The 6,711-nt window shown below is 65.3% G+C and carries 5 protein-coding genes; 3 read left to right on the top strand and 2 right to left on the bottom strand.

Going from position 1 to position 6,711, the window contains the following annotated elements:
* Positions 1-99 precede the first annotated feature (99 nt).
* Both ACR9ZJ_RS10065 and ACR9ZJ_RS10060 read right to left on the bottom strand, forming a co-directional pair.
* The gene (locus tag ACR9ZJ_RS10065) at positions 100-3,552 is read right to left on the bottom strand and encodes a methylmalonyl-CoA mutase family protein (RefSeq protein WP_481287675.1); all 3,453 of its coding nucleotides are present in this window, start codon (positions 3,550-3,552) and stop codon (positions 100-102) included.
* A 101-nt stretch (positions 3,553-3,653) separates the two neighbouring features.
* On the bottom strand, positions 3,654-4,520 hold the full coding sequence (locus ACR9ZJ_RS10060) for an alpha/beta hydrolase (RefSeq protein ID WP_481287674.1): 867 nt from the start codon (positions 4,518-4,520) through the stop codon (positions 3,654-3,656).
* 152 nt (positions 4,521-4,672) lie between these two features.
* Between ACR9ZJ_RS10060 and ACR9ZJ_RS10055 the strand changes: the two genes are divergently transcribed.
* From ACR9ZJ_RS10055 to ACR9ZJ_RS10045, 3 genes are all read left to right on the top strand, one after another.
* Positions 4,673-5,014, top strand: a complete 342-nt coding sequence (locus tag ACR9ZJ_RS10055; RefSeq protein ID WP_481281012.1) for a YXWGXW repeat-containing protein — start codon at positions 4,673-4,675, stop codon at positions 5,012-5,014.
* 191 nt (positions 5,015-5,205) lie between these two features.
* Positions 5,206-6,309, top strand: coding sequence for a Glu/Leu/Phe/Val dehydrogenase dimerization domain-containing protein (locus ACR9ZJ_RS10050; RefSeq protein WP_306851397.1), 1,104 nt, complete (start codon positions 5,206-5,208; stop codon positions 6,307-6,309).
* 177 nt (positions 6,310-6,486) lie between these two features.
* On the top strand, positions 6,487-6,699 hold the full coding sequence (locus ACR9ZJ_RS10045) for a cold-shock protein (RefSeq protein WP_481282711.1): 213 nt from the start codon (positions 6,487-6,489) through the stop codon (positions 6,697-6,699).
* Positions 6,700-6,711 lie beyond the last annotated feature (12 nt).

The raw sequence follows: 6,711 nt of genomic DNA, 5'->3' as shown, positions 1-6,711 counted from the left end.
GGCTAGGGGGGGCTCGCGGCGCCCTTAAGCGCCGACAGGGTCGGCTCCCACCAAAGCGGGGTGGGCTCCGCCGGAGCGGAGCGGCTGTGGCTTGCGGAGTTACATGTTGCGGCGGTACTCGCCGCCCACGTCGTACAGCGCGTGGCTGATCTGGCCGAGGGAATTGTTCTTCACCGCTTCCATCAATTGCTCGAACACGTTGCGGCGTTCGCGGGCGGTCTTCTGCAAGACCTTGAGGCTCTCCGGCGCGAGCCGGTTGCGGGCCTTGCCATAAAGCAACACATTGTCGATCTGCTGGCCTTTTTCTTCTTCCGTGGAGCGGATCAGTTCGATCTCGGTGGCGATCTCGCCGCCGTGGTCCTTGGGCAGGAAGGTATTGACGCCGATGAGCGGGAGCGAGCCATCGTGCTTCTTGTGCTCGTAGTACATCGACTCTTCCTGGATCTTTCCGCGCTGGTACATCGTGTCCATCGCGCCGAGCACGCCGCCACGCTCGCTGATCGCCTCGAACTCCTTGTATACGGCTTCCTCGACCAGGTCGGTCAGCTCGTCCACGACGTAGCTGCCCTGCCACGGGTTCTCGTTGAAGTTGAGTCCCAACTCGCGATTGATGATCAGCTGGATCGCCACGGCGCGACGCACGCTTTCCTCGGTCGGCGTGGTGATGGCCTCGTCATAGGCGTTGGTATGCAGGCTGTTGCAGTTGTCGAAGAGCGCGTACAGGGCCTGCAACGTGGTGCGGATGTCATTGAACTGGATCTCCTGCGCATGCAGCGAGCGGCCGGAGGTCTGGATGTGGTACTTCAGCATCTGGCTGCGCGCGCTGGCACCGTAGCGCTCGCGCATGGCGCGGGCCCAGATGCGGCGGGCGACGCGGCCGATCACGGTGTATTCCGGGTCCATGCCGTTGGAGAAGAAGAACGACAGGTTCGGCGCGAAATCATCGATCTTCATGCCACGCGCAAGGTAATACTCCACGATGGTGAAGCCGTTCGACAGCGTGAAGGCCAGCTGGCTGATCGGGTTGGCGCCCGCTTCGGCGATGTGGTACCCCGAGATCGACACCGAATAGAAGTTGCGTACCTTGTGGTCGACGAAATACTGCTGGATGTCGCCCATCATGCGCAGGGCGAACTCCGTGCTGAAGATGCAGGTGTTCTGCGCCTGGTCTTCCTTCAGGATGTCGGCCTGGACGGTCCCGCGCACGGTCGCCAGCGTATACGCCTTGATCCGGGCGTAGGTTTCCGGATCGACCACCTCTTCACCCGACACGCCCAGCAGGCCGAGCCCGAGGCCATCGTTACCCTTCGGCAGGTCGCCGTTGTAACGAGGGCGGTTGCCATCGGGGTACAACTCGGCGATCCGCGCGTTGGCCATCTCCCAGCGCGAGGCGTCCTCGTTGAGGTACTTTTCCACGTTCTGGTCGATCGCGGTATTCATGAACATGGCGAGGATGATCGGCGCCGGTCCGTTGATCGTCATCGACACCGACGTCGAGGGCGCCGACAGGTCGAAGCCCGAATAGAGCTTCTTCATGTCGTCCAGCGTCGCGATGGACACGCCTGAATTACCGATCTTGCCGTAGATATCGGGGCGCGGTGCCGGGTCCTCGCCGTACAGCGTGACCGAGTCGAACGCCGTGGACAGGCGTGCGGCGGCGCCACCCAGCGAGAGGTAATGGAAGCGGCGGTTGGTGCGTTCCGGCGTGCCCTCGCCAGCGAACATGCGGGTGGGATCCTCCCCCGCGCGGCGGTACGGGAAGACGCCACCCGTGTACGGATAATGCCCGGGCAGGTTCTCGCGCATGAGGAAGGACAGGAGGTCGCCCCAATCCTTCGTCTTCGGCGGCGACACTTTCGGAATCTTCTGGTGGCTCAGGGATTCACGGTAGTTCTCGACGCGGATGACCTTGTCGCGCACCTGGTATTCGTTGAATTCTGCGGTGACCGATTCGAACCGCGACGGCCACTCGCGAAGCAGGTTGATGGCCTCGCTGGAGAGTTCACGCACCGCCTCGTTGTAGCGCTGGCGCAGCGTAGCCAGCGACCGGTCGCCGTCGACGACGAGCAGGTCGTGGTCGTAGAGGTCGAAGGCGCGCGGCAAGGCATCGTCGCCGATGTCCTTGAGCGACTCGTAATAGTGCTGCGCCTTGCTTGCCGCTTCGGCCTGCCTGGCGATCGTGGCGTTGACGCCGCGGCCCTGCTCGGCGATCTCGGCCAGGTACCGGACGCGGTTGCCCGGGATCAGCACCGTCGCCCGCGGCTCGCGCAGGCGGGTGTCCAACTCCGGGGTCCATTCGCCGGCCGGCAGCGAGAGCTTCTCGCAAAGCAGGCGGCACAGGTTGGCGAACATCCAGGTGACGCCCGGGTCGTTGAACTGGCTGGCGATCGTCGGATACACCGGCACCTTCTCGTCGGCCAACTGGAACGCGGTACGGTTGCGCTTCCATTGCTTGCGCACGTCACGCAACGCGTCTTCGGCGCCTCGCTTGTCGAATTTGTTGAGCACCACCAGCTCGGCGAAGTCGAGCATGTCGATCTTCTCGAGCTGGCTCGCCGCGCCATATTCGCTGGTCATGACATAGACCGGGAAATCGACGAGATCGACGATCTCCGAATCGCTCTGGCCGATGCCGGCGGTCTCGACGATCACCAGGTCGTACGCCTGGGCCTTGAGGAAGTCGATGCAATCGTGCAGCACGATGGAGGTCGCGGCGTGCTGGCGGCGCGTGGCCATCGACCGCATGTATACGCGCGGGCTGCGCAGCGAGTTCATGCGGATGCGATCGCCCAGCAATGCGCCGCCGCTTCGCCGACGGGTGGGGTCCACGGCAAGCACCGCGATGCGCATCTGCGGGAAGGCATGCAGGAAACGCAGCAGCAATTCGTCCACCACCGAGGACTTGCCCGCGCCACCGGTGCCGGTGAGGCCGAGCACCGGCGTCTTGCCGGCGGCGAGCTTCCACGCCTTGCGCAGGCGCGCGAGTTCTTCCTCGGCGAACCGGTCTTCCTCGATCGCCGAGAGCATGGCACCGATGGAGATTTCGTCCTCGACGGAGGCGGCCGGCGGTGCCTCTTCCACGCGCCGCTTCACCGCGGCGCGGGTACGCGACATCACGTCCTCGATCATCTCGGTGAGGCCGAGCTTCATGCCGTCGTTCGGATGGTAGATCCGTTCCACGCCATAGGCCTGGAGTTCCTTGATTTCTTCCGGCGTGATCGTGCCGCCGCCACCGCCGAACACACGGATATGGGCGGCGCCGCGCTCGCGGAGCATGTCGACCATGTACTTGAAGTACTCGACGTGGCCGCCCTGGTACGAGGACAGCGCGATCGCGTCGGCGTCTTCCTGCAGCGCCGCGCGGACCACGTCTTCCACCGAGCGGTTGTGGCCCAGGTGGATCACCTCGGCGCCCTGGCTCTGGATGATCCGGCGCATGATGTTGATGGCCGCGTCGTGGCCGTCGAACAGGCTCGCCGCCGTGACGAAACGCAGCGGCGTCGCCTCCGCGTCCGTGCTGCTGGCGGGGATGTGCTTGGGCTGCGAACTCATGAAAACTCCGGGGAAGACCGACAACGGTGGGGAACTCGTCGATTCTACTGCGGAGGCGCCGATGGCCTTTGGTGCGGTGCAGCGCAGGCGCCGCGATGAAGTCAGTCCGCCAAGAACGCCAACGAGGCCGCCACCACCGCTTCGTCGTCCACCACGCGGCGATGGCCGAGGCGGTCGGTCTTGAGCAACCTCGCCCCCGGCCAGAGGCTGGCATACAGCTCACCCTCGCCCACCGGCACGTCGCGATCAGACACGTCGTGCACGACCAGCAAGGGCTGGGCCCGCTTCGGTGCGTGGTGGCGGATGTGCAGATCGTCGATACGGACGCCCGTGCGCTCCGCAAGCACATCGTGCAATGTCGGCCTCAGGTGTTCGCCCAGTCGCACGAAACGCGCGAATCGTCGTGTCGCCGCCTGCGGATCGGCGGCGGGCGCGATCAGCACGACACGCTTCGCGGTCCATCCCTGGTCCAACGCCAGCGTGACCGCCGCGCCACCCAGCGAATGGGCGACCACACCCTCGGCATCGCCGTAATGGCGCCCTATCGCGCCTACGGTACGGGCGAAATCGGGAAGCGTGCACAACGTGCCTCCACTATGCCCATGTCCTGGCTGGTCGAAGGCCACGGCAGCCCAACCACGGGCGAGAAGGCGAGCCGCCCAGTTTTCCCAGCGCAAGCCCATGCTCGACCACCCGTGCACCAGCAAGACGTAAGGCTGCGTCGACGGATCGCCCCAGACATACGTGGCGATCGGGATGCCGTCGACCTCCACAGGCTCCCGGCGGGCCGTCATCGCCGCCAGGGCGCTTGCCGCGCGCTCGCGGCTGCTGGGCAGCGGGGTCTGGAAGACCCGCGCCGCATGGACGACGGTCCGCTTGGGAAAAAGGCGGCCGCCGATCCGATATGCGACACGGATGCCCAGCAGGGTCGCGATGGTGCGGACGCCGAAGCGGCGGGGAGGTTTCATGGGAGAACCGATCAGGAGGGCCGGCTGGATTATCCCGCATCCGGGCTTTTCACGAACCTGAACGCTCGCATCGGGCGGTGGTCAACCCTGGCCCCGGAGCCCGCGTTCTGGCGCACGAATCCGCATCCGCGGACGTCCCGGAGGAGCAAGAAATGACGACCCTGACCCGCACCCTCGCCGCCGTCGCCGCCCTCGGCCTGGCTGTCGGCGCCGCGAGCTTCACGCCCCCCGCCGCCGCAAGGGAATATGTGTCGGTCACCGTGAGCAACCGTCCGCCGCCGCCGCGCTTCGAGCGGGTTCCGCCGCCCCGGGTGGGCTACGTATGGGCGCCCGGCTACTGGAACTGGGCGGGCGGGCGCTATGTCTGGGTAGGCGGCCACTGGTACGCGGGGCGCCCCGGGTACGTCTACCGGCCGCCGGTCTGGCGCCCCTATGGCCACGGCTGGCGGATCGAACGGGAGACATGGTACCGGGATCCGCACTGGCACCGCTGAACCCGTGCTGCGCCGCACCTACACTGAGCGCCGCAACGGTTTAAACTAGGCAGCTGACACGACATATCGCCCCCGCCTCGCAGGCCGGGGCGATTTTTTTGGACGGTCACAATCATCCACCGGTGGTCCCCACCGCCGGTTTTCACCTAGAGGGCGGTGCTGCTGCCGCTTGACACTGGAGTTAGCGTTCGATGATTTTCGAAACCATCGCCAACACGGGCCACGAAGAAGTCGTCTTCTGCCATAACAAGGACGCGGGCCTGAAGGCCATCATCGCGATCCACAACACCGTGCTTGGCCCGTCCCTGGGCGGCCTGCGCATGTGGCCGTACAAGACCGAGCAGGACGCCGTCAACGACGTGCTCCGCCTGTCGCGTGGCATGACCTACAAGAACGCGGTGGCCGGCCTGAATCTCGGCGGCGGCAAGGCCGTGATCATCGGCGATCCCTCCAAGGACAAGTCCGAGGCGCTGTTCCGCGCCTTCGGTCGTTTCGTCAACTCGCTCAACGGCCGCTACATCACCGCCGAGGACGTGGGCATCGACGTCAACGACATGGAATACGTCTACCGCGAGACCGAATACGTCACCGGCGTGCACCAGGTGCATGGCGGTTCGGGCGATCCCTCGCCGTTCACCGCGTTCGGCACCCTGCAGGGCCTGATGGCCGCGCTGCAGAGCAAGCACGGCAATGAAGACGTCGGCAAGTACAGCTACGCCGTGCAGGGCTGCGGCCATGTGGGCAGCGAGTTCATCAAGCTGCTGCGCGAGCAGGGCGCGAAGGTGTTCGTCACCGATATCAACAAGGACGCGGTGCAGCGTTGTGTCGACGAACTCGGGTGCGAGGCCGTGGGCCTGGACGAGATCTACGACGTCGACGCCGATGTCTACAGCCCGTGCGCCCTTGGCGGCACGATCAACGAGCAGACGATCGACCGCATCAAGGCGAAGATCATCTGCGGCGCGGCCAACAACCAGCTCGCCACCGACGCCATCGGCGACGAAGTCGCACGTCGTGGCATCGTCTACGCCCCGGACTACGCGGTGAACGCGGGTGGCGTGATGAACGTCTCGCTGGAGATCGACGGCTACAACCGCGAGCGCGCCATGCGCATGATGCGCACGATCTACTACAACGTCGGCCGCATCTTCGAGATCTCCGCCCGCGACAACATCCCGACCTACAAGGCCGCGGACCGCATGGCGGAAGAGCGCATCAGCGCCATCGGCAAGATCCGCCTGCCCCACATGGGCAACGGCGCACCGCGCTTCCAGGGCCGCATGCGCGGGCAGTAAGCACTACGCATAATGGGCAACGAAGAAGCCGCCGGCGCGATCCGGCGGCTTCTTTCGTTTCGGGATTACGCCATCTGGACGGGTGCCCTCGCCTATCGGCGGGGCGAGGCCGGGCATACGCTGGATGCGGCGGTTACATTCGAGCCCGCCATCGACAACCCAGGGAGTGGATGCATCATGAACAACGGAAGGCAGAACGGCACGGTCAAATGGTTCAACGACGCGAAGGGATTCGGCTTCATCGCGCCGGAAACGGGTGCCGATGTTTTCGTGCACTACCGATCCATCCAGTCGCCGGGTTTCAAGTCCCTGAAGGAAGGACAGAGGGTGTCGTTCATCGTGGTGCAAGGCCAGAAAGGCTTGCAGGCCGACGACGTACAGCCCCTTTGAAGATGGCTCGCG

Source organism: Luteibacter sp. KNZ12-1A, from assembly GCF_056755675.1.
The sequence above is the reverse complement of the archived record's forward strand: the minus strand, read 5'-3'. Positions and strand labels throughout refer to the sequence as shown.

Coding starts and splice junctions, on each gene's coding strand:
- ACR9ZJ_RS10045 (WP_481282711.1), top strand. CDS start 6,487: ATGAACAACGGAAGGCAGAACGGCACGGTCAAATGGTTCAACGACGCG.
- ACR9ZJ_RS10065 (WP_481287675.1), bottom strand. CDS start 3,552: ATGAGTTCGCAGCCCAAGCACATCCCCGCCAGCAGCACGGACGCGGAG.
- ACR9ZJ_RS10050 (WP_306851397.1), top strand. CDS start 5,206: ATGATTTTCGAAACCATCGCCAACACGGGCCACGAAGAAGTCGTCTTC.
- ACR9ZJ_RS10055 (WP_481281012.1), top strand. CDS start 4,673: ATGACGACCCTGACCCGCACCCTCGCCGCCGTCGCCGCCCTCGGCCTG.
- ACR9ZJ_RS10060 (WP_481287674.1), bottom strand. CDS start 4,520: ATGAAACCTCCCCGCCGCTTCGGCGTCCGCACCATCGCGACCCTGCTG.